Below are 19,312 nucleotides of genomic sequence, written 5' to 3'. Positions count from 1 at the left end.
TCCTTGAGTGAAGAATTCTTGAGTCAAGGGAAAAAAGAGAATAAAATAGAGAATGATGCACACAGATCTTAAATAATTTGTGTCGCAAGTATACTGGAACGTCCCTTAAAGAATGGGAGGAATTTTTATGCTTCATACGAAGGCACCTCATATTGAAGAAGTTATCGGGGAAGCCCTTCAGAGAGCACATCATCTTGGGGAACCTATTTTTATCAGTTTCGTTGAACACATAGATGATCAAGAGCCGTATCGTTTTTTTGAAGCTGGTCTTACGGTGGATTCCCACCGCTCGTTCTGGCAGAGCGCGGAGGGAGACTTCACAATGGTGGGCATTGGGAAAGCCAGCCAACTTTTTGCAGAGGGAAACGATCGTTTCAAAGAAGTACAGTCTCTATGGAACGACTTGAAGGAAAACGCCGTCGTGCACGATTCGTTCGGGGAGAAGGGCACGGGAATGGTTGCGCTGGGTGGTTTCCGTTTCGACCCGGAAGAGCCGGAAGGAAAACCTTGGGATAACTTTAAGGACAGCCAGCTGTCCATTCCATCCTTCTTGTTGACCAACGTCGGCGGGAAGTCGTATTTGACTTCAAATGCTCTCCTCTTTCCGGAGGATCACGCCCAACAGATCGCCGCACAGATAGCTGATCAGAAGGAGCAGTTATTGAATGGGCTGCCCGGTACTTATAAGGTGCCGGAAATTGAGACGGCTGTAGAAGTTGCTCCGCACGAATGGAAAGAGACGATCAGACGAGCTACAGAGGATATCAAAGCTGGTCTCCTCGAAAAGATTGTCCTGGCGAGAGAACTTCGCCTCTCCTTCAAGGAGGATGTGTCCGTTTCTTCCGTGCTGCGTGCACTTGCGGAATCCCAGCCGAACAGCTACATTTTCGCCTTCGAGAGTGAAGGAGATTATTTTGTGGGCGCAACGCCGGAGAGGTTGGTTAAAGTTGACGAGCGCAGACTCGTTTCCACTTGTCTTGCCGGTACCATTCCACGTGGAGCTACGCCGGAAGCGGATTTGGCGCTGGGAGAAGAACTGCTGAACGATCCTAAAAACCGGCAGGAGCATCAATTTGTCGTGGAAATGATCAGACAAGCTGTCGAAGCCTGCAGCAGTGACGTACAGATTCCGGAGGCGCCGGTGCTGTATCCGCTTAGAAACCTTCAACATCTGTACACACCGGTTAATGCCATTTTGGATGAGGGATATACGCTTTTGAATGTGGTGGAGAAGCTTCATCCGACTCCGGCACTCGGTGGAATGCCCCAGAAGGAATCCGTTGCTTACATCCGTGAGAAGGAAACGCTCAACAGAGGATGGTATGCCGGACCGGTCGGCTGGTTCGATGCGATGGATAATGGGGAATTTGCTGTAGCGATCCGGTCTGCTTTAATTCAGAAGAGGATGGCTTCTTTATTCGCAGGATGCGGGGTCGTTGCCGACTCGGACCCTCAGGCGGAATACGAAGAGACCGCTGTGAAGTTGAAGCCGATGTTGTCTGTTTTGGGAGGGTCATAATTGGGACATGTAGAATCGTTATCTAAATATGTAACACATTTTGTGGATCAGCTTGCTTCTTCGGGGGTGGAGCATGTAGTCATTTCTCCAGGATCACGATCCACACCGCTTGCAATGACGTTTGCTGAGCATTCTGAGATGGAACACTGGGTCCATCTTGATGAACGCTCGGCAGCTTTTTTTGCGCTCGGAATAGCGAAACGAGAACAGAAACCGGTGGCGGTTGTTTGTACCTCCGGGACGGCTGCGGCAAATTATTATCCTGCTATCGTGGAAGCCTATTATAGCCGTGTCCCGCTTCTGATTCTTACAGCTGATCGGCCGCATGAATTGAGGGGGGTCGGTGCACCACAGGCCATCAATCAAATTCAGATGTTTGGTAACTACGTGAAATGGTATCAGGACCTTGCTCTACCAGAGCCGGGAAACCATATATACGCCAGACGTCAGGCTTCCAGGGCGGTCGAGGAAGCGAAGAACGGCCATATGGGTCCTGTCCATTTGAATTTTCCGTTCCGAGAGCCGCTTATCCCTGATTTTCATCTGGAAGGCTGCTGGCGGGAAGAGGGCGTGACGGTTCCCCGAGCTTCTTATGGAAAGAGAATGCTGGATGCCTCGGTGGTCTCCCAATATTTGCAGACGTTTGCGGAGAAAGACTGTGGTCTGATTGTAGTGGGCCCACAGATGGACCCTGACCTGGCTGAGGCTGTGACGCGACTTGCATCCCGACTTGGTGTGCCGGTATTGGCAGATCCGCTCTCACAACTCCGTGCCGGAACGCATGACAAAAGAAATATTATGGAGAACTATGATAGTCTCCTGAAATCGGAAGCTGTCGGGGAAGAGGTCATTCCCGGCTATATTCTAAGATTCGGAGCCATGCCGGTATCCAAGGCATACTTGAAATGGGTTCAGAAATTCGGGGAGCAGGTAGATCATTTCGTTGCAGATGAACATCCGAGTCATCGGGAGCCTGCCGGCATCGATGCTCATTACATTTGGGCGGATCCTGTGATGTTTTGTGAGCAGTTGGCGAATCATCTTCCGGAGGATAATGTCGAAACGGAATGGCTCTCCCGCTGGCAGGAAATGAATAATAGGGCGAAAGCCGAAATGCTTGCTCAGGAGGATGAAAGTCTCAACGAAGGCCATGCCGTCGTTTATCTGGCGGATTCCATTCCGAACCAGTCTAATCTTTTTATCGGAAACAGCATGCCGATCAGAGACGTAGACAGCTTCTTTATGTCCACGCCAAAGCAGGTAAGGATGATGGCTAACAGAGGTGCGAACGGCATTGATGGTGTCATTTCTGCGGCTGCCGGCACGACCGTATCAGGGGAGAGAACGACGCTTCTGATTGGGGACGTCTCCTTCTTTCATGATATGAACGGTCTTTGGCTCGTTAAACACAAAAAACTCCCTCTTACGATTGTTGTGATCAACAACGATGGAGGAGGAATTTTTTCCTATCTGCCTCAGTCCAAACAACAGGATCACTTCGAGGAGTTGTTCGGTACTCCATTGGGGCTTGATCTTTCGGCGGTCACTGCTTTGTACGATGGTAGACATCACGTTGTGGAAACATGGGATTCCTATCGTCATGCACTTGCCGAAAGCTACAAGAAGGAGGGTTTATCCGTTATTGAAGTGCGAACGGACAGAAGCACCCACGTTGATTTCCATAAAGAGAAGTGGGCGAAAGTCGAAGCCTCCATCTTATCCGGGGGGAGCAAGTGATGAGATACACCATTAACAGACGGTCCTATTGGGTGGAAGATAGCGGAACAGGCTTTCCTCTGGTTATGCTGCACGGATTCACGGGTAGTACACGAACGTTTGATGAAACGTGTGCTTCTTTGGACGGAGACTACCGGTTAATCAAGGTGGATCTGCCGGGGCATGGCCGGACCGGTCCGCTCGGAGTGGTCACGATGGAGCAATTCTGCCGGGACCTTGACGCTTTGTTCGACGCACTGGAGCTGGAGAGAGCGGCTGTTCTCGGATATTCGCTCGGAGGGAGGGCTGCGTTGTCTTTTGCAGCCCTTTATCCAGAACGGGTAGAGAAACTTCTGCTGGAGAGTGCTTCACCCGGGCTTGAAACGACGGAAGAGCAGCTGGCGAGACAGGCAAAGGATAAAACGTTGGCGGAAATGATACGGGATAAAGGAATAGATGCATTCGTATCTTATTGGGAGAACATCCCTTTGTTCCGTACCCAGAACCGTCTTTCTCAACAGGCGAAGACGGCGATACGCGAAGAACGTCTTGCTCAGGATCCGGGGGGGCTCCGGGAATCTTTACTTGGTATGGGAACCGGTCATCAACCTTCCTGGTGGGAGCGTATGTCGGACCTTCAGATGGATGTGCAGCTTGTCGTTGGAGCGCTTGACGAGAAGTTTTGTCGAATAAATGATAGGATGGAAAAGCGTATTCCTGAAGCATCCTACATAGTGGTGGAAAAGGCTGGACATGCAATACACCTTGAGAAACCAAAAATTTTTGCTAAAATTGTAGATGGCTTCATGATAAAATGAGTGAGTAATGAAACCGTTTTTCATGAACGGAAAGTGTACTTTTAAGGAGGAATAAGTTATGTCTTTTGAATGGATTCAAGAGCGCGAATACGAAGATATCATGTATGAAACACTAGACGGAATTGCTAAAATCACGATCAACCGTCCGGAAGTGCGAAATGCGTTTCGTCCTCAAACGGTTAACGAATTGATTGATGCATTCTCACGTGCACGTGACAATTCCCGTGTCGGAGTTATCGTCCTTGCAGGTGCTGGAGACGATGCATTCTGTGCAGGTGGAGACCAGAAAGTCCGCGGTCACGGCGGCTATGTAGGGGATGATCAGATTCCACGCCTGAACGTCCTTGATCTCCAACGTTTGATCCGCGTCATTCCTAAGCCGGTAATCGCAATGGTTTCCGGTTATGCTATCGGCGGTGGACATGTGCTTCACGTTGTCTGTGACCTTACAATCGCAGCGGACAATGCGATTTTCGGACAAACAGGTCCAAAGGTTGGAAGTTTCGATGCTGGATATGGTGCAGGTCTGCTTGCGCGTATGGTAGGCCACAAGAAAGCGCGTGAAATTTGGTTCCTTTGCCGTCAATACAGTGCCAAGGAAGCGGAAGATATGGGACTGGTGAATACAGTGGTTCCATTAGAGGATCTTGAAGCTGAAACGGTACAATGGTGCCGTGAAATCCTTGAGAAATCACCGACGGCTCTTCGTTTCTTGAAAGCTTCTTTCAATGCAGATACAGATGGATTGGCAGGTCTGCAGCAAATGGGCGGAGACGCTACCCTGTTGTATTACACGACAGAGGAAGCGAAGGAAGGCCGCGATGCCTTCAAGGAGAAGAGAAAACCTGATTTCGATCAGTTCCCTCGTTTCCCTTGATCATCAACCATATGGTAAAGAAAGGGGCGTCCCGTTGTATCGGGGAGCCCCTTTTTTCAGTTTTAAAAAGGATGGAGCGAAGTAATGATGACGACGATCATACCTCACTGGTTAGATAAACAAGCAGAACTTAATCCAGATGGGAACGCTTTTGAAACACCAAACGGAGAAGGCTTGACGTTTCAGGAATTGAGAGAACGAAGCAGAAGCATGGCTTTCCGTATGAAAGCGGCAGGGGTGAAAGATGGAGACCATGTGGCGTTCCTTCGCACTAATGATCTGCAGTATCCTGTCTTTATCCATGCAATCAGCTATATCGGTGCAGTTGTTGTGTTAATAAATACAAGACTGACTGCTCCAGAAATCCGTTACCAACTGGAAGATGCACATATTAATCACTTCTTCATCGGTGAAGAGTTTGAACAGACAGCCCGGACGTCTGTTCAAGGTCTTGATATTATCGTACACCGTTTGGGTTCGCTGCCGGTAGCGCAGACGACGTCAGGTTTGAAGGGAGATTTGAACTTCGAAGACGTGTACACAATGATGTACACATCCGGGACTACAGGGCGCCCGAAGGCGGTTATACACACATACGGAAATCACTGGTACAGTGCTGTTGCGTCTTCATTGAATCTTGGACTCCATTCAGATGATAAATGGCTGACCTGTCTTCCGTTCTTCCATGTAGGCGGCTTCTCTCTTCTTATGAAAAGTGTTATTTACGGAATGCCGGTTTATTTGTTGAAGAAATTCGATGCATCTGTCGTGAATCGGGCTATCAAAGAAGACGGCGTTACTCACGCGTCGGTCGTTACTGTCATGCTGCAGCGGCTGTTGGAAGAAATGGGAGAGTCCCGCTATCCGTCCAGCTTCCGCTGTATGCTCCTTGGCGGTGGTCCTGTACCGGAGAGCATACTTCGAAAGTCAGAAGATCGGTACATTCCAGTTTTTCAAACGTATGGAATGACGGAAACCTCCTCACAAATCGCTACGCTAAGTCCGAAATCCGCCCTTGCAAAAATGGGTTCTGCCGGGAAAGCCCTGAGTATGGCCGATCTGGTCATAGATTCGCACCAGAATGGTGAAGTGGGGGAGATACTGGTAAAGGGCCCGATGGTTTCCAAAGGCTACTATAATAGGGACCGGAATGCAGAGACATACCTTCGGACAGGGGATCTCGGTTATAAGGATGATGACGGGTTTCTCTATGTGGTGGACCGCTTGAAAGACGTCATTATATCAGGTGGGGAGAATGTGTACCCCGCGGAAATCGAAAGCGTCCTAACATCTATTCCCGGGATAAAAGAAGCCGGCGTCACAGGACGACGGGATGATACGTGGGGAGAAGTTCCTGTCGCTTTCCTTGTTGGTGATAAAGCGACAGGAGACAAAGAAATCACGGATTATTGTCTGGAGCGTCTTGGGAAATTTAAAGTACCTGCACAGTTTTACTGGGTCGATGAACTTCCCAGAAACGCGTCGAATAAACTGCTTCGCCGAAAGTTATTATCTTTAGTGGAAGAAGGGAATGTATGATGAAGGTCGAAGCTGTACGTATCCGCACCATTGAGCTCCCGTTAAAGAAGCCTTTCATCACTCATCAGGCAAGCATCGATCGGAGGAAGCTTCTCATCGTAGAAGCGGAAGATCCGGAAGGAAGAATCGGCTACGGGGAGGTCACTGCCTTTGAGTCTCCTTTTTACACATCAGAGACGATCGTTACCGCTTTTCACGTACTGAAAGAGTTCCTGATACCTCTTCTATTTGGATTGGAAGAGCAGACACCTGCAGCCTTCGCCGAAGGTGTCCGACCCATTCAAGGCCACCCAATGGCGAAAGCAGGTCTTGAAGGAGCTTTGTGGGATCTTTACGGCAAGAAGGAAAATAAGAGTCTTAAGAAACTGCTCGGCGGCATTCGCGAAAGCGTCAAGGCTGGTGCTGTGCTGAGTCTGACGGATAATCTTCGGGAAGAAGTGGAGGCACTGAAGCTGGAGGGGTACGAACGATACAAGTTAAAGGTGAGGAAAGGCTGCGAGAAAGAAACAATTGAAGCACTTAGAAAGATAGCGCCGGATCTTCCGGTAATGATTGATGCCAACGGTCAATATGGACCGGATGACTTTCACAGACTTCAAGAGATGGATGAATATGGTCTTATGATGATTGAGCAGCCGTTCCAACCCGCCGACTTCTTTTATCATAAAGAACTGCAGGCGACAATGCGGACACCCTTGTGTCTCGATGAATCAATCATGTCTTTTCATGATGCTGTCCAGGGTGTAGAGCTCGAGTCCTGCCGCATCGTGAATGTGAAAATAAGCAGGGTGGGCGGCTTGACCGAAGCAAAGGCAATCCATGATTTCTGCGAGCGTCGGGGAGTGCCTGTTTGGTGCGGGGGGATGGTCGAATCCGGTGTATCCAAAGCACACAACCTTGCGCTTGCAACACTTCCTAATTTCACTATCCCGGGTGATTTATCGAGCTCCACACGGTATTTCGAAAGAGATATTGTGCAACCACCAATTATCATGGATCGGGGAGAAATCCGTGTGCCGGAGGGCCCTGGAATTGGAATAGACGTCGACAGGGAATACCTTGAATTCGTTACTAATCACTCTTATGAAGCTAAGGCAACTTAACCACCCCGGGGATTTTCGTAATAACTTCGTCCTTCTTCGACCACAATAAGAATATAAGGAGGGCGAAGGATGGACAGAAACAAGTATTATATCAATATTGGGACAAGGGAAATCTCCCTGAATCATGATGCGAACAACGATGATTTCATCATTTACGCGACAGAGGAAGAAGTGATCGGCCTTCGTGAAATTTTCGATGAAATCAATAATGCGGACAATCGGTCCTTCTATCGAGCGCATATCCCATTCATGCCTTACCATAAAGATGAGGATAATGATGAGACGGATGTGGACATGAAGAAGGCTTTCCAGCGCATTCATGAACTAGGTGATGATCAAACGAAAGATCACATCGTCCAGATGGGCGTGTTGGATCTTTGATGGAAAAAGCCCCTCCGTTAGACTGGAGCGGCTTTTTTTGTATGAAATCCTTTGTTTAGAGGAGTATTTCAAAAGGAATAATACAAATAGCAGCAGAGTATCGAAACGCACCGGTTTGTATTTATACATCCTTATGGTACGATTTATACAGGTACCATCAAGAACGTATAACTAGGATTAAAGGCAGTGGAGCAAACATGAAAACATTTTATGATTTTTACCAGAACCCTGTTCGACTATCATTTGAGGATCATCCGTTCTCTGCAACTCCGAAGCATGTTTGGGTCATTTGCCGTTATAAGGACCAATGGCTTTTGACGAGACATAAGGATCGAGGGTTCGAATTTCCCGGAGGAAAAGTCGAAGAGGGCGAAACAGCAGATCAGGCAGCTGTGCGGGAAGTTCAGGAAGAGACAGGTGCGAGAATTAAAGAGTTGACGTATATCGGTCAATACCATGTGGATGGTAAAGGTGGCACGGTTATAAAGAACGTATATTATGCCGTCATATCTGAACTGGCCGATCAGGAACACTATTTTGAAACACACGGCCCTGTCTTATTCCGACATCTCCCAAAGAACATGAGAGTGAATGAGCGCTTCAGCTTTATGATGAAGGATGAAGTCCTTCCGGAATGCATGAAACGTATTCAGCGTCATATCTGAAGAATAAATATCCCCCACGTGACCACGTGGGGGATATTTTATGATGTTCAGCTATGATAGGAAGGTCCTGCTTTCCTGATTGCTTCGCTCGCATAAGTGAATTTCTCAAAGTTCTTATGGAACTTTTCGGCAAGCGCTTTAGCGCTCAGGTCGTAGGCCTCTTTATCTGTCCATGTCTTACGAGGTGACAATACCTCATCAGGGACACCAGGGCAGTGGGTGGGAACGTGTAAACCGAAGAAAGGATCTTTATACGTCTCCGCTGAGCTTAATTCTCCTTCCAACGCAGCGTGAATCATAGCTCTTGTGTAGCTTAACTTGATCCGCTGTCCTTCCCCGTAAGACCCTCCGGACCATCCTGTATTCACTAGATAGACGTCGGTCTGGAATTGATCAATTTTCTCGCCAAGCATTTCTGCATACTTGGATGGAGTCAAGGGAAGGAATGGAGAGCCGAAGCAGGCGGAGAATGTCGCCTGCGGTTCTGTAATTCCCCTTTCTGTACCTGCGAGTTTGCTGGTATATCCGCTCAGGAAGTGGTACATTGCCTGTTCCTTCGTCAACTTACTGATCGGAGGGAGAACGCCTGTAGCATCAGCGGTCAAGAAAATGATCGCATTTGGATGACCAGCTACACTGGGCTGTACAGTGTTGGATATATGTTCAAGCGGATAAGCCGCACGAGTGTTTTCTGTCAAACTTGTGTCGTCATAATCCGGTTCATGTGAGTCTGCGCTTAGTATGACATTCTCCAGAACCGATCCAAAATGAATCGCATCGTAAATTTGTGGTTCCTTTTCTTTAGAAAGGTTGATACACTTGGCGTAGCAACCGCCTTCAATATTGAAGACGCCGTAGTTCGACCACGCATGCTCGTCATCCCCGATCAAACGGCGGGAAGGATCTGCAGAAAGGGTGGTCTTGCCCGTTCCGGATAACCCGAAGAAAAGAGCGACATCGCCTTCTTTACCAACGTTCGCTGAACAGTGCATCGGCAGGATGTTTTTCTCCGGAAGAATATAGTTCATGACGGAGAAAATCGATTTTTTGATTTCCCCGGCATACTCGGTTCCGCCAATTAAGACGATACGGTGTTTAAAGGAAATCATGATGAACGCTTCTGAATTTGTCCCGTCCACTTCAGGATCAGCCTTGAAGGTCGGAGCGGATATAACCGTGAATTCCGCTTCATGATCTGCCACCTCTTCCGTATTTGGACGAATGAACATCTGTTTAGCGAAAAGATTGTGCCACGCAAACTCTGTCACGACCTGGATGGGAAGACGATACCGTGTTTCTGCGCCGGCAAACCCTTTGAAAACAAAGAGTTCTTCCCGCTTCTTTAAATACGTAAGAACTTTGTGGTAAAGCTGAACGAAAGTACTCTCGTCAATCGGCGTATTGATCGTACCCCAATCCACTTTTTGTTCGGACGTGTCGTCTTTGACGATGAATTTGTCTTTTGGTGATCTGCCGGTGTAAGTACCAGTAGTCGCTTGAATTGCACCTTTTTCTGTTAATGTGCCTTCGTTGCGAGAGAGGATCTTCTCCACCAAGTGCGGAACGGAAAGTTGGTGATGGACATTTTCTTGAGCTAGTAATAGGTTAAGTTCAGACATTTGGTTAATGGTACTCATATAAGTCGACCCGCCTTTGTCAAATAATTTAATCATCCTTAAGATGGAATTAGTATAACACATTCATTTTTATAGTCCATACTATTTGGTGAAATTGTTTCCAATATTTTGTGAACAAATATTGGCTTCCTGTTAAAATCCGGATGGTTTATTTCTATCCTATGTTTTTTCCGGTGTGAACGTTTATAAATGGAAAGAAAAGGTGGCGGGTCCTTGGTTTTGTAAGGATCCGTAAAAACCGTACCTGGTCGGGGAGACGGGTGGAATCTGATTGACATGTTACATGGTTTTCGATACGATAACGAAGAACGGAAACTCTCTTATCCAGAGTTGGTGGAGGGACAGGCCCTTTGAAACCCAGCAACCGTCATGAGAATGGCATGGTGCTAACCTGAAGCAGGAAGGAACGAATTCCTTCTTGGACGATAAGAGCGAAAGGAAGCAGCCCCTTTCCTCGACATTAGGAAGGGTTTTTTCTTTTTATGGAGAAATATCCGAGCCGGAGGTCATCCGGTATAGATTCCTATATAAAGCTCTAATGGTTGTGGATGAAGCATGAACGAAGGAAACGGTTTTTCGTTTCTGCACATACTGGTAAAGAGTTCCGTCTAATACTTTGTACTTACAGAAGGAGGAGTTTTTCAGAATGCCTGCCAATCGCCGGTTATTCACATCAGAGTCAGTTACAGAAGGTCACCCCGATAAAATATGTGACCAGATTTCTGATGCCATTTTAGACGAAATTTTAAAAAATGACCCGAATGCTCGGGTTGCATGTGAGACAACAGTGACCACGGGACTTGTGCTCGTCTCAGGAGAGATCAGTACAAATACTTATGTAGACATCCCATCCATCGTTCGTCAAACAATTAAAGATATTGGATATACTCGAGCCAAATACGGCTTCGATGCGGATACGTGTGCCGTTCTGACTGCCATCGATGAGCAGTCCCCTGATATTGCAGGCGGAGTGGATGAAGCATTGGAATCCCGCGAGGGCAAGATGAGCGACGATGAGATTGAAGCGATCGGAGCTGGAGATCAGGGCTTAATGTTCGGTTTTGCTAATAATGAAACGAAAGAACTAATGCCTCTTCCTATTTCACTGGCACATAAACTGTCCAAGCGTCTTTCGGATGTCCGTAAAGACGGCACGCTGGATTACCTGCGCCCGGACGGGAAGACACAAGTGACCATCGAGTACGATGAGCTGGATAAACCTGTCCGCGTAGATACCATTGTCATTTCTACACAGCACGCGGAAGAAATTACATTGGAGCAGATTAAGAAAGATCTGCGCGACCATGTGATCGGTCCTGTTGTACCGGCGGAGCTCATTGATGAGCAGACGAAATACTTCATCAATCCGACAGGTCGTTTCGTTATCGGCGGTCCTCAAGGGGATGCCGGCTTGACGGGAAGAAAAATCATTGTGGATACGTATGGCGGATATGCCCGTCACGGCGGAGGTGCTTTCAGCGGGAAAGACGCGACGAAAGTGGACCGCTCTGCTGCTTATGCAGCCCGCTATGTTGCGAAGAACATCGTAGCTGCCGGACTTGCAGACGCTGTGGAAGTGCAGCTTGCGTATGCAATAGGTGTAGCGCAGCCGGTTTCCATTGCCATCAACTCGAATGGTACTGGCAAAGTATCGGAAGAGAAGCTGGTAGAAGCTGTGCGTGATCTGTTCGATCTGCGCCCTGCCGGTATTATCAAGATGCTGGATCTGCGTCGACCTATCTACCGTGATACGGCTGCTTATGGTCATTTCGGCCGCACGGATATTGAGTTCCCTTGGGAGCGTACGGACAAAGCAGAACAATTAAAATCTCGTTTTAATTAAGGACAAAAAAAGTACCCGCAAGGGTACTTTTTTGTTTTTAATCTTTTTCTTGCTGCTGTTTATAATAGTTTCCTTTCTCTATGTAAGTGGTTCTTATCCTTTCCAACTCTTGATAGTCATGCTCGTTCAGTTCCCGAACTACTTTCGCGGGCCGGCCGAAAGCGAGCGTCCTTGGAGGGATAACTTTTCCCGGCGGGACGAGGCTCCCAGCGCCGATGAAAGCTTCTTCTCCAATTATCGCTCCATCGAGTATGAGGGACCCCATACCAATCAGTGCGTTTTTCTTAATGTGTGCGGAATGCAGGGTCACTTGATGACCGACCGTCACGCCATCTTCAAGGATGAGTGGTTGACCCGGGCTTTGATGAAGCATACTGAGATCCTGTACATTTGTATTCCTGCCGATATGTACCGGAGCTACATCCCCGCGGATGACGGTTTTAAACCAGATGCTTGCTCCTTCATCGATAAAAACATCTCCTGTAATAACGGCATCATCAGCGATGTAAGCCGTCGGGTGTATAGACGGGCGCTTTCCTTTATATTCGCAAATCATAGTAAACCCCCTTATAATATTAGTTAAGGATAGTATAGCAGATGGAACGGGGGATAGACTGTGAATAAAAAGCAATCTCCAGCATCAGACGGCACCATCATTATCGTCCACGGAGCATTTGAACATGGTGGAAGATATGAGCGGTTGGCGGATCGGCTTCATAAAGATGGTTTCGATGTTATATACGGCGATCTGCCTGGCCAGGGGAATTCACCCGGAAGGAAAGGTCATATCCATTCCTTTGAGGAGTACATAAAGACAGTAGAGGGCTGGATCGGGGAAGCGGATCCCGATAAAAAAATATTTCTGCTCGGTCATAGTATGGGTGGTCTTGTAACGGTGCGGGTAATGGAACAGCTGCAACAGAAAATGGATGGTATCATCCTCTCGTCTCCTGCATTGGCTATTAAAGGCAGTGTAAGTGCGCCTGTGGAATGGTTGTCCTACCTATTGAATATCATAGCGCCCTCTTTACGTATGGATGCCAACCAAGACCCTTCATTGATTACAAGGGATACCGTGAAAGTCGAACAGTTTCGTAAAGATCCACTTGTCCTTAAGAAAGTCTCTGTGCGTTGGTACCGGGAGTTTCAACGTGCTTCCCGTCTGGCTTTCCGGGACGTCAACCAGTTTCCGGATGTACCTCTTCTTGTCTTGCAGGCGGGACGTGACGAACTGGTAGTGGCGGAAAAAACGGCAGAATGGTTTCATATAGTGGATGCTAAAGAAAAAACATACAAAGAATGGCCGGAATTATACCATGAACTATTCAATGAGCCGGAGTGGGAAGATGTGTACCTTTATACACTTTGGTTTTTACAACAGCAACTCAAGAAATAGACAGGGAGGGAAACATATGAAAGCAAATGTACCGAGTAACGCCCTGCATCTCATGTACCACGTGTACAAAAATATCTTTCCTTCCGTTCATAGAGAATTGAACGTTTGGATTGATCGGGCGCGTCAAATACCAGATCCGGAATTAAGGACACAGGCACTTGCCAGCATTGAAAGCAAAACGTTCCATTGTGAAGGCGGGTCGATTTATGCAGTGCTTGCAGGGGAGAGAAGGGACGAAGCGGTTCGTTTTATCGTAGCCTATCAAACCATTAGTGATTATCTTGATAACTTATGTGACAGAAGTACATCGATGGATCCGAAAGATTTCCGCATGCTCCATCAGGCGATGGCGGATGCGCTGACGCCAGGGAATGAAAGACAAGACTACTATAAATATCGTGAGGAATCAGACGACGCCGGTTACCTCCATCTCCTTGTGAAAACTTGTCAGGACGTACTTCGGAATGCGGAAGGCTATGACATAGTCCTGGAGCATACTCGGAATCTTGGTTCCCTTTACAGCGATCTTCAAGTACATAAACATGTGGTGGAAGAGGAACGTATTCCAAGGTTACAGCAATGGTTTGAAGATCACCAGAAGGACTGGCCGCAACTGAAATGGTATGAATTTTCGGCATGTACGGGCTCTACCCTTGGTATTTTCTGCCTTGTCTCTTATACTCTTGGTGGAAGAATTGACCCTTCTTTAGCAGAGCAGGTGACAAGAAGCTATTTCCCATTCATGCAGGGGCTTCACATTCTCCTTGATTACTATATTGATCAGGAGGAGGATGAAGAGGAAGGGGATTTGAATTTTTGTTCCTATTATGAGCACGAAGAGGAGATGCGGGCGAGGTTCAAGTATTTCGTCGAGAGAACGAACGAAGAGATTCAACGGTTACCAAACGCCGCTTTCCATGAGATGGTTCATGAAGGGCTTGTTGGAATGTATTTGGCCGATCGAAAAGTCGGGCGTATTGCCAATGCGAAGAGCTTTGTTAAAGAACTCTTGAAGACGAGTGGAAAGAAAGCGACGTTCTTTTACCTGAATACCAAAATGTATCACAAATTAAAGCCTGGACGTGAGTTGTAATCGTCCAGGCTGTTTTTTGTATTAATGCTTTTCTACAGCTAATATAAATGGTGGTTTACGTTTCTGATTGATGAAGCCGTAATGGAGCACGTGGTATTCTTTGGAATCGAGAGCGGTGAGGTATTCTAAGAGAGCGTCTTTCTCTTCTTCTCCGCCTTCATGCCCGTGGTATACCACCAGTACTAATAATCCACCGGGTTTTAATATAGACAAGGTCTCTTGAACGGAAGCTAATGTTTCCTCCGGTTTTGTAATGACCGTTTTGTCACTTCCCGGTAAGTAGCCAAGGTTATAAATGGCTGCCTGCACACGTTTTTTGTGCTCTCTGCTGATGGAAGTTTTCACTTGGGAGTGGGATTCGTGAAGGATTGTCGCTCTGTTCTCATTTCCTGCCTCTTTGAGGCGTTCTGTCGTGTTCTTCACAGCCACTTTCTGGATATCAAATCCATATACATGCCCTGTATCTCCGACTAAGTTAGTGAGGAATAAGGTATCATGACCATTCCCGCAAGTCCCGTCTATGACCACATCCCCTTCTTCTATAAATTGCTTCATAAGCATGTGTGAATAAGGGATGATTCTTTCTAAGTTCATTGCTAGTCCTCCGTCCGTTAATAATGTCCGCTGTATATTGTAGCACGAAGCCGGCCGTGTGCAAGAGAAACCCCGCCAATACTAGCGGGGGCGTTCTGTTCTGCTTTTAGATTTCTTCTTTTGAATCGTGTCGTAGGCCTTCTTTGCATAGTGCTTTGTTTTTTCGGGATTATTCTTTGCATAGTCGACTGCTTTTTTGATGAGTTTCTTCATGTTAATCCCTCCTTTATTTTCACTTATCCTAACACCCTTATGTGATGCGGGTCCAGTCGAAAGGGGAGGCCTGCTTGACAAAGAACCTGCCATTCATTAAGATACGAATATACGTATAAAGACTGGGAAAAGGAGTAGTAGTGAATTTACCAAGTTTTAGAGAGGCGGCGGGTGCTGGAAGTCGTCCTTGGTCATCACGAACTCGCCTTGGATGTTGCAGGAGTGAACCTGAGTAGTTTCTGCCGGTGGAAGCACCGTTATCAGCGATCGAGATGAACACGTGTCTGCGTGTTAATTTGGGTGGTACCGCGGGAATCAAACCTCTCGTCCCATATTGGGATGAGAGGTTTTTTGTATTTATACAGGCCTTTAAGGCCGCTTTACTCTGACAGAGATCATGGAGGGAATGGAAAATGGCTTTTAATCATAAGACAATCGAGAAGAAATGGCAGCAATACTGGCTTGATAACAAGACGTTCAAGACAGACAGTAACTCACAGAAAGAAAAATTCTACGCTTTGGATATGTTCCCATATCCATCAGGTGCTGGCCTGCACGTTGGGCACCCGGAGGGATACACGGCAACGGATATTCTTTCCCGGATGAAGCGAATGCAGGGGTATGAAGTGCTGCATCCAATCGGCTGGGATGCTTTCGGGCTTCCGGCAGAGCAGTATGCTCTGGATACAGGGAATGATCCAGAAGAGTTTACAAAGCAGAATATCGATAACTTCCGTCGACAGATTCAGGAACTTGGCTTTTCCTATGATTGGGACCGTGAAGTAAACACGACCGATCCTGACTATTATAAATGGACACAATGGATTTTTCTGAAACTTTATGAGAAGGGCCTCGCTTATATCGACGAAGTGGCTGTCAACTGGTGTCCGGCACTTGGAACGGTCCTTGCGAATGAAGAAGTCATTGATGGAAAGAGTGAGCGGGGAGGACACCCTGTCGAGCGACGTCCGATGAAACAGTGGATGTTGAAGATTACTGCCTATGCCGATCGTCTGTTGGAAGACTTGGAAGAACTGGATTGGCCGGAAAGTATCAAAGATATGCAGAGGAACTGGATCGGAAAGTCAGAAGGAGCAGAAGTCACTTTTGAAGTGGATGGAACGGATGAGTCCTTCAACGTATTCACGACAAGACCCGATACGCTCTTCGGTGCAACGTATACAGTGCTTGCTCCAGAACACCCGTTGGTACAGAAAGTTGTGACTGTTGAGCAACAGGATGCAGTGAATCAATATGTAGAAACTTCCAAGAACAAAAGCGACCTGGAGCGTACGGATTTAGCTAAGGACAAGTCCGGCGTGTTTACCGGAGGGTATGCCGTAAATCCGATTAACGGAGAAAAGCTTCCGATATGGGTGGCGGACTACGTATTGATGAGCTATGGCAGCGGCGCTATTATGGCCGTTCCGGCACATGACGAGAGAGACTATGAATTCGCCAAGAAGTTCGACTTATCCATCATCCCTGTATTGGAAGGTGGAGACGTTGAGGAAGAAGCTTATACAGGTGATGGAGCACATATTAACTCCGGTTTCTTGGACGGACTTGATAAAGAAGCAGCAATGACCAAAGCCATCCAATGGCTGGAAGAGAACGGAAAAGGAAAGAAACAGACGACTTATCGTCTGCGTGACTGGTTGTTCAGCCGCCAGCGCTACTGGGGAGAACCGATCCCTGTCATCCACTGGGAAGACGGATCCATCACGCCTGCGAAAGAAGAAGACCTTCCTGTACGTCTTCCGAAAACAAAAGAAATCAAACCGTCTGGAACCGGAGAATCTCCTCTTGCGAATATTGAGGACTGGGTGAATGTCGTCGATCCGGAAACAGGTATGAAAGGGCGCCGTGAAACAAATACCATGCCTCAGTGGGCAGGCAGCTGCTGGTACTACCTGCGTTATATCGATCCGGACAACAGCGAGAGCTTCGCAGACTATGAAGCCCTAAAGAAATGGCTTCCGGTCGATGTGTATATCGGGGGGGCAGAACACGCGGTTCTTCACTTGTTGTACGCCCGCTTCTGGCATAAAGTCCTTTACGACGCAGGGGTGGTACCTACAAAAGAACCGTTCCAGAAACTATTCAACCAAGGAATGATCCTTGGCGAGAATAATGAGAAAATGAGTAAATCAAAAGGAAATGTCGTCAATCCGGATGATATCGTTTATTCTCACGGTGCAGACACGTTGAGACTTTATGAAATGTTCATGGGTCCACTGGAAGCTTCCATTGCGTGGTCCGCAAATGGTCTGGATGGAGCGCGTCGTTTCCTTGATCGTGTCTGGAGACTTTATGTGAAGGATGGGTCCTTATCCGATGCCATTCAAGAAGGAGCCGCGAATGATGCTCTTGAGAAATCCTATCATGAGACGGTTATGAAAGTGACGGAAAACTTTGAGGCGCTCCGCTTCAATACAGGAATATCTCAAATGATGGTCTACATTAACGACAGCTACAAAGCGGATGTGCTGCCTAAGAGTTATATGGAAGGTTTTGTGAAGCTTCTGTCTCCTGTCGCCCCACACTTGGCGGAAGAGCTGTGGGAAAAACTGGGTCACACGGAAACAATCAGCTACCAACCGTGGCCGGATTTTGATGAATCCAAGCTGGTAGAAGACGAAGTCGAGGTTGTTATTCAAGTAATGGGTAAAGTCCGTGCGAAAATGATGGTAAACCCGGAAGCTTCTAAAGAAGAGCTTGAGAAAGAGGCGTTGGAGAACGAAGAAGTACAACAATGGCTGGAAGGGAAAACGGTTAGAAAAGTAATTGCTGTCCCTGGAAAGCTTGTCAATATCGTTGCGAATTAATGTGTGATTTATGGATGTCCCGGAATTTCCCGGGGCATCTTTTCTTTTGAAAACAGATATCTTGACTTTGAATTGGGATGATTTAGAATAAAGCTGCAACCTATCGATGAGGAGGAATATAAATGAAACATATTGAAGAAATTACTCCAGAAGAATTAGAAAACAAGCAAAAACGAAATGATGATTTTATCGCTATAGATGTCCGGGAAGACGAAGAAGTCGCAGAAGGAATGGTGCCTGATGCCAAGCACATCCGGTTGGGTGACATTCCGCAAGCAATTGATGGACTTTCCAAGAATCAGGAATACGTAATGATCTGCCGCTCCGGTCGTCGCAGCATGAATGCAGCAGAATTCATGCAAGAGAAAGGATTCACCAATGTTAAGAACATGAAAGGCGGCATGTTGGAGTGGAGTGGAGAGATCGTCTTTTAACAGGAAAGGGTAACTGCTAATGACAATTTTATATGGTTTTGTCCTGCTTTTACTTTTATGGTACGGATATCAGGTTTATAAGCGATCCATCGTTAAACCATACCGGGAGCACGGTGATCCGGAACTAGAATTCTGCATTATCGATATCAGGGATTATATCAGTGCATATCGATCCCCATATCCCGGAGCTGAGAACATCCCCCTCAGTTATCTTCCCCGTGTACTTAAAGGTCGCTTTGACTGTCAGGATGATATTCTGGTCGTCACGGATAATAAAAGAGCGGCGAAACTTGCAGCGAAAATGATTCGTAAGAACAAAAACACGGATGTTTACTATGTGAATTCTAAGGAAGGGTCTACTTTTTAGTGGGCCTTTCTCTATTTCGGTTGAGTTGATTAATATTTTTAAAAAAACTATTGACTTTGTTTTGTGAGGAGTGTAGTATTGAGTACGTTGCTCATTTAAACAGCAACAAAATTCTAGATTTAAAGAATATTTAAACATTTTCTTTCAAACCTATTGACGAAACATCGGGGGACATGCTAGAATTTGTTTACTGTCGAATACGGCAGACATCGATCTTTGAAAACTGAACGAACCAACCAGTACGTCAAACATTCTTTCTATTATATAGAGGGAATTCAAACAAGCACAT

At 46.9% G+C, this 19,312-nt stretch carries 18 protein-coding genes, 1 riboswitch and 1 other annotated feature; of the genes, 14 read left to right on the top strand and 4 right to left on the bottom strand.

Features of this window, described 5'->3' with window-relative positions; translation table 11 throughout:
• Window positions 1–127 precede the first annotated feature (127 nt).
• The 8 genes from AXG56_RS09045 to ytkD all read left to right on the top strand — a co-directional run bounded on the left by AXG56_RS09045 (window position 128) and on the right by ytkD (window position 8,618).
• Entirely contained in the window at window positions 128–1,519 is a 1,392-nt protein-coding gene (locus tag AXG56_RS09045; protein ID WP_026578288.1) for an isochorismate synthase MenF, read from the top strand.
• Window positions 1,520–3,256 (top strand): 2-succinyl-5-enolpyruvyl-6-hydroxy-3-cyclohexene-1-carboxylic-acid synthase, encoded by a 1,737-nt coding sequence (gene menD / locus AXG56_RS09040; protein ID WP_062514151.1) that lies wholly within the window; start codon window positions 1,520–1,522, stop codon window positions 3,254–3,256.
• Window positions 3,256–4,053 (top strand): 2-succinyl-6-hydroxy-2,4-cyclohexadiene-1-carboxylate synthase, encoded by a 798-nt coding sequence (gene menH, locus AXG56_RS09035; RefSeq protein ID WP_062514149.1) that lies wholly within the window; start codon window positions 3,256–3,258, stop codon window positions 4,051–4,053. Before menD ends, menH begins: the two co-directional genes overlap by 1 nt.
• Before the next feature lie 58 nt (window positions 4,054–4,111).
• Entirely contained in the window at window positions 4,112–4,930 is an 819-nt protein-coding gene (gene menB / locus AXG56_RS09030; RefSeq protein WP_008637591.1) for a 1,4-dihydroxy-2-naphthoyl-CoA synthase, read from the top strand.
• 84 nt (window positions 4,931–5,014) lie between these two features.
• Entirely contained in the window at window positions 5,015–6,469 is a 1,455-nt protein-coding gene (locus AXG56_RS09025; protein WP_082794459.1) for an o-succinylbenzoate--CoA ligase, read from the top strand.
• Window positions 6,466–7,572, top strand: a complete 1,107-nt coding sequence (gene menC / locus AXG56_RS09020; RefSeq protein WP_062514147.1) for an o-succinylbenzoate synthase — start codon at window positions 6,466–6,468, stop codon at window positions 7,570–7,572. The genes AXG56_RS09025 and menC overlap by 4 nt, the downstream gene beginning before the upstream one ends.
• 69 nt (window positions 7,573–7,641) lie before the next feature.
• Window positions 7,642–7,953, top strand: coding sequence for a hypothetical protein (locus tag AXG56_RS09015; protein ID WP_008637597.1), 312 nt, complete (start codon window positions 7,642–7,644; stop codon window positions 7,951–7,953).
• A gap of 197 nt (window positions 7,954–8,150) precedes the next feature.
• Window positions 8,151–8,618, top strand: a complete 468-nt coding sequence (ytkD, locus tag AXG56_RS09010) for an RNA deprotection pyrophosphohydrolase (RefSeq protein WP_008637598.1) — start codon at window positions 8,151–8,153, stop codon at window positions 8,616–8,618.
• A gap of 47 nt (window positions 8,619–8,665) precedes the next feature.
• Here ytkD and pckA read toward each other — a convergent pair whose 3' ends face one another.
• Window positions 8,666–10,255 carry a phosphoenolpyruvate carboxykinase (ATP) gene (gene pckA, locus AXG56_RS09005; RefSeq protein WP_062514145.1) on the bottom strand — a complete coding sequence of 530 codons (1,590 nt, stop codon included), beginning with the start codon at window positions 10,253–10,255 and terminating at the stop codon, window positions 8,666–8,668.
• A 317-nt stretch (window positions 10,256–10,572) separates the two neighbouring features.
• A riboswitch (SAM riboswitch) is annotated at window positions 10,573–10,687 on the top strand.
• A 214-nt stretch (window positions 10,688–10,901) separates the two neighbouring features.
• Between pckA and metK the strand changes: the two genes are divergently transcribed.
• A complete protein-coding gene (metK, locus tag AXG56_RS09000; RefSeq protein ID WP_008637600.1) occupies window positions 10,902–12,098 on the top strand; it encodes a methionine adenosyltransferase in 1,197 nt (398 codons plus the stop codon).
• 37 nt (window positions 12,099–12,135) lie between these two features.
• Here metK and AXG56_RS08995 read toward each other — a convergent pair whose 3' ends face one another.
• Window positions 12,136–12,654 (bottom strand): gamma carbonic anhydrase family protein, encoded by a 519-nt coding sequence (locus AXG56_RS08995; RefSeq protein WP_008637601.1) that lies wholly within the window; start codon window positions 12,652–12,654, stop codon window positions 12,136–12,138.
• A gap of 60 nt (window positions 12,655–12,714) precedes the next feature.
• Here AXG56_RS08995 and AXG56_RS08990 point away from each other — a divergent pair, with 60 nt between their 5' ends.
• The gene (locus AXG56_RS08990; protein ID WP_062514143.1) at window positions 12,715–13,494 is read left to right on the top strand and encodes an alpha/beta hydrolase; all 780 of its coding nucleotides are present in this window, start codon (window positions 12,715–12,717) and stop codon (window positions 13,492–13,494) included.
• Window positions 13,495–13,510: 16 nt separating this feature from the next.
• The gene (locus tag AXG56_RS08985; protein WP_008637606.1) at window positions 13,511–14,587 is read left to right on the top strand and encodes a tetraprenyl-beta-curcumene synthase family protein; all 1,077 of its coding nucleotides are present in this window, start codon (window positions 13,511–13,513) and stop codon (window positions 14,585–14,587) included.
• Window positions 14,588–14,608: 21 nt separating this feature from the next.
• Here the strand turns inward: AXG56_RS08985 and AXG56_RS08980 are convergent, their stop codons facing one another.
• A complete protein-coding gene (locus AXG56_RS08980) occupies window positions 14,609–15,181 on the bottom strand; it encodes a class I SAM-dependent methyltransferase (RefSeq protein WP_008637608.1) in 573 nt (190 codons plus the stop codon).
• Window positions 15,182–15,262: 81 nt separating this feature from the next.
• On the bottom strand, window positions 15,263–15,394 hold the full coding sequence (locus AXG56_RS19830; protein WP_255358524.1) for a hypothetical protein: 132 nt from the start codon (window positions 15,392–15,394) through the stop codon (window positions 15,263–15,265).
• Window positions 15,395–15,509: 115 nt separating this feature from the next.
• Window positions 15,510–15,729, top strand: a binding site (T-box leader).
• Window positions 15,730–15,807: 78 nt separating this feature from the next.
• On the opposite strand from AXG56_RS19830, the gene leuS reads away from it, so the two are divergent.
• The 3 genes from leuS (at window position 15,808) to AXG56_RS08965 (ending at window position 19,023) form a co-directional block, all read left to right on the top strand.
• On the top strand, window positions 15,808–18,222 hold the full coding sequence (gene leuS, locus AXG56_RS08975) for a leucine--tRNA ligase (protein WP_008637609.1): 2,415 nt from the start codon (window positions 15,808–15,810) through the stop codon (window positions 18,220–18,222).
• A gap of 122 nt (window positions 18,223–18,344) precedes the next feature.
• Complete coding sequence (locus AXG56_RS08970; protein ID WP_062514142.1) at window positions 18,345–18,656, top strand: rhodanese-like domain-containing protein; 312 nt, start codon at window positions 18,345–18,347, stop codon at window positions 18,654–18,656.
• Between the two features lie 19 nt (window positions 18,657–18,675).
• Entirely contained in the window at window positions 18,676–19,023 is a 348-nt protein-coding gene (locus AXG56_RS08965; RefSeq protein ID WP_062514141.1) for a rhodanese-like domain-containing protein, read from the top strand.
• The last annotated feature ends 289 nt before the right edge of the window (window positions 19,024–19,312 follow it).

Source organism: Halobacillus sp. KGW1 (assembly GCF_001592845.1).
In the GTDB taxonomy this organism is placed as follows: domain Bacteria; phylum Bacillota; class Bacilli; order Bacillales; family Halobacillaceae; genus Halobacillus.
The sequence above is the reverse complement of the archived record's forward strand: the minus strand, read 5'-3'. Positions and strand labels throughout refer to the sequence as shown.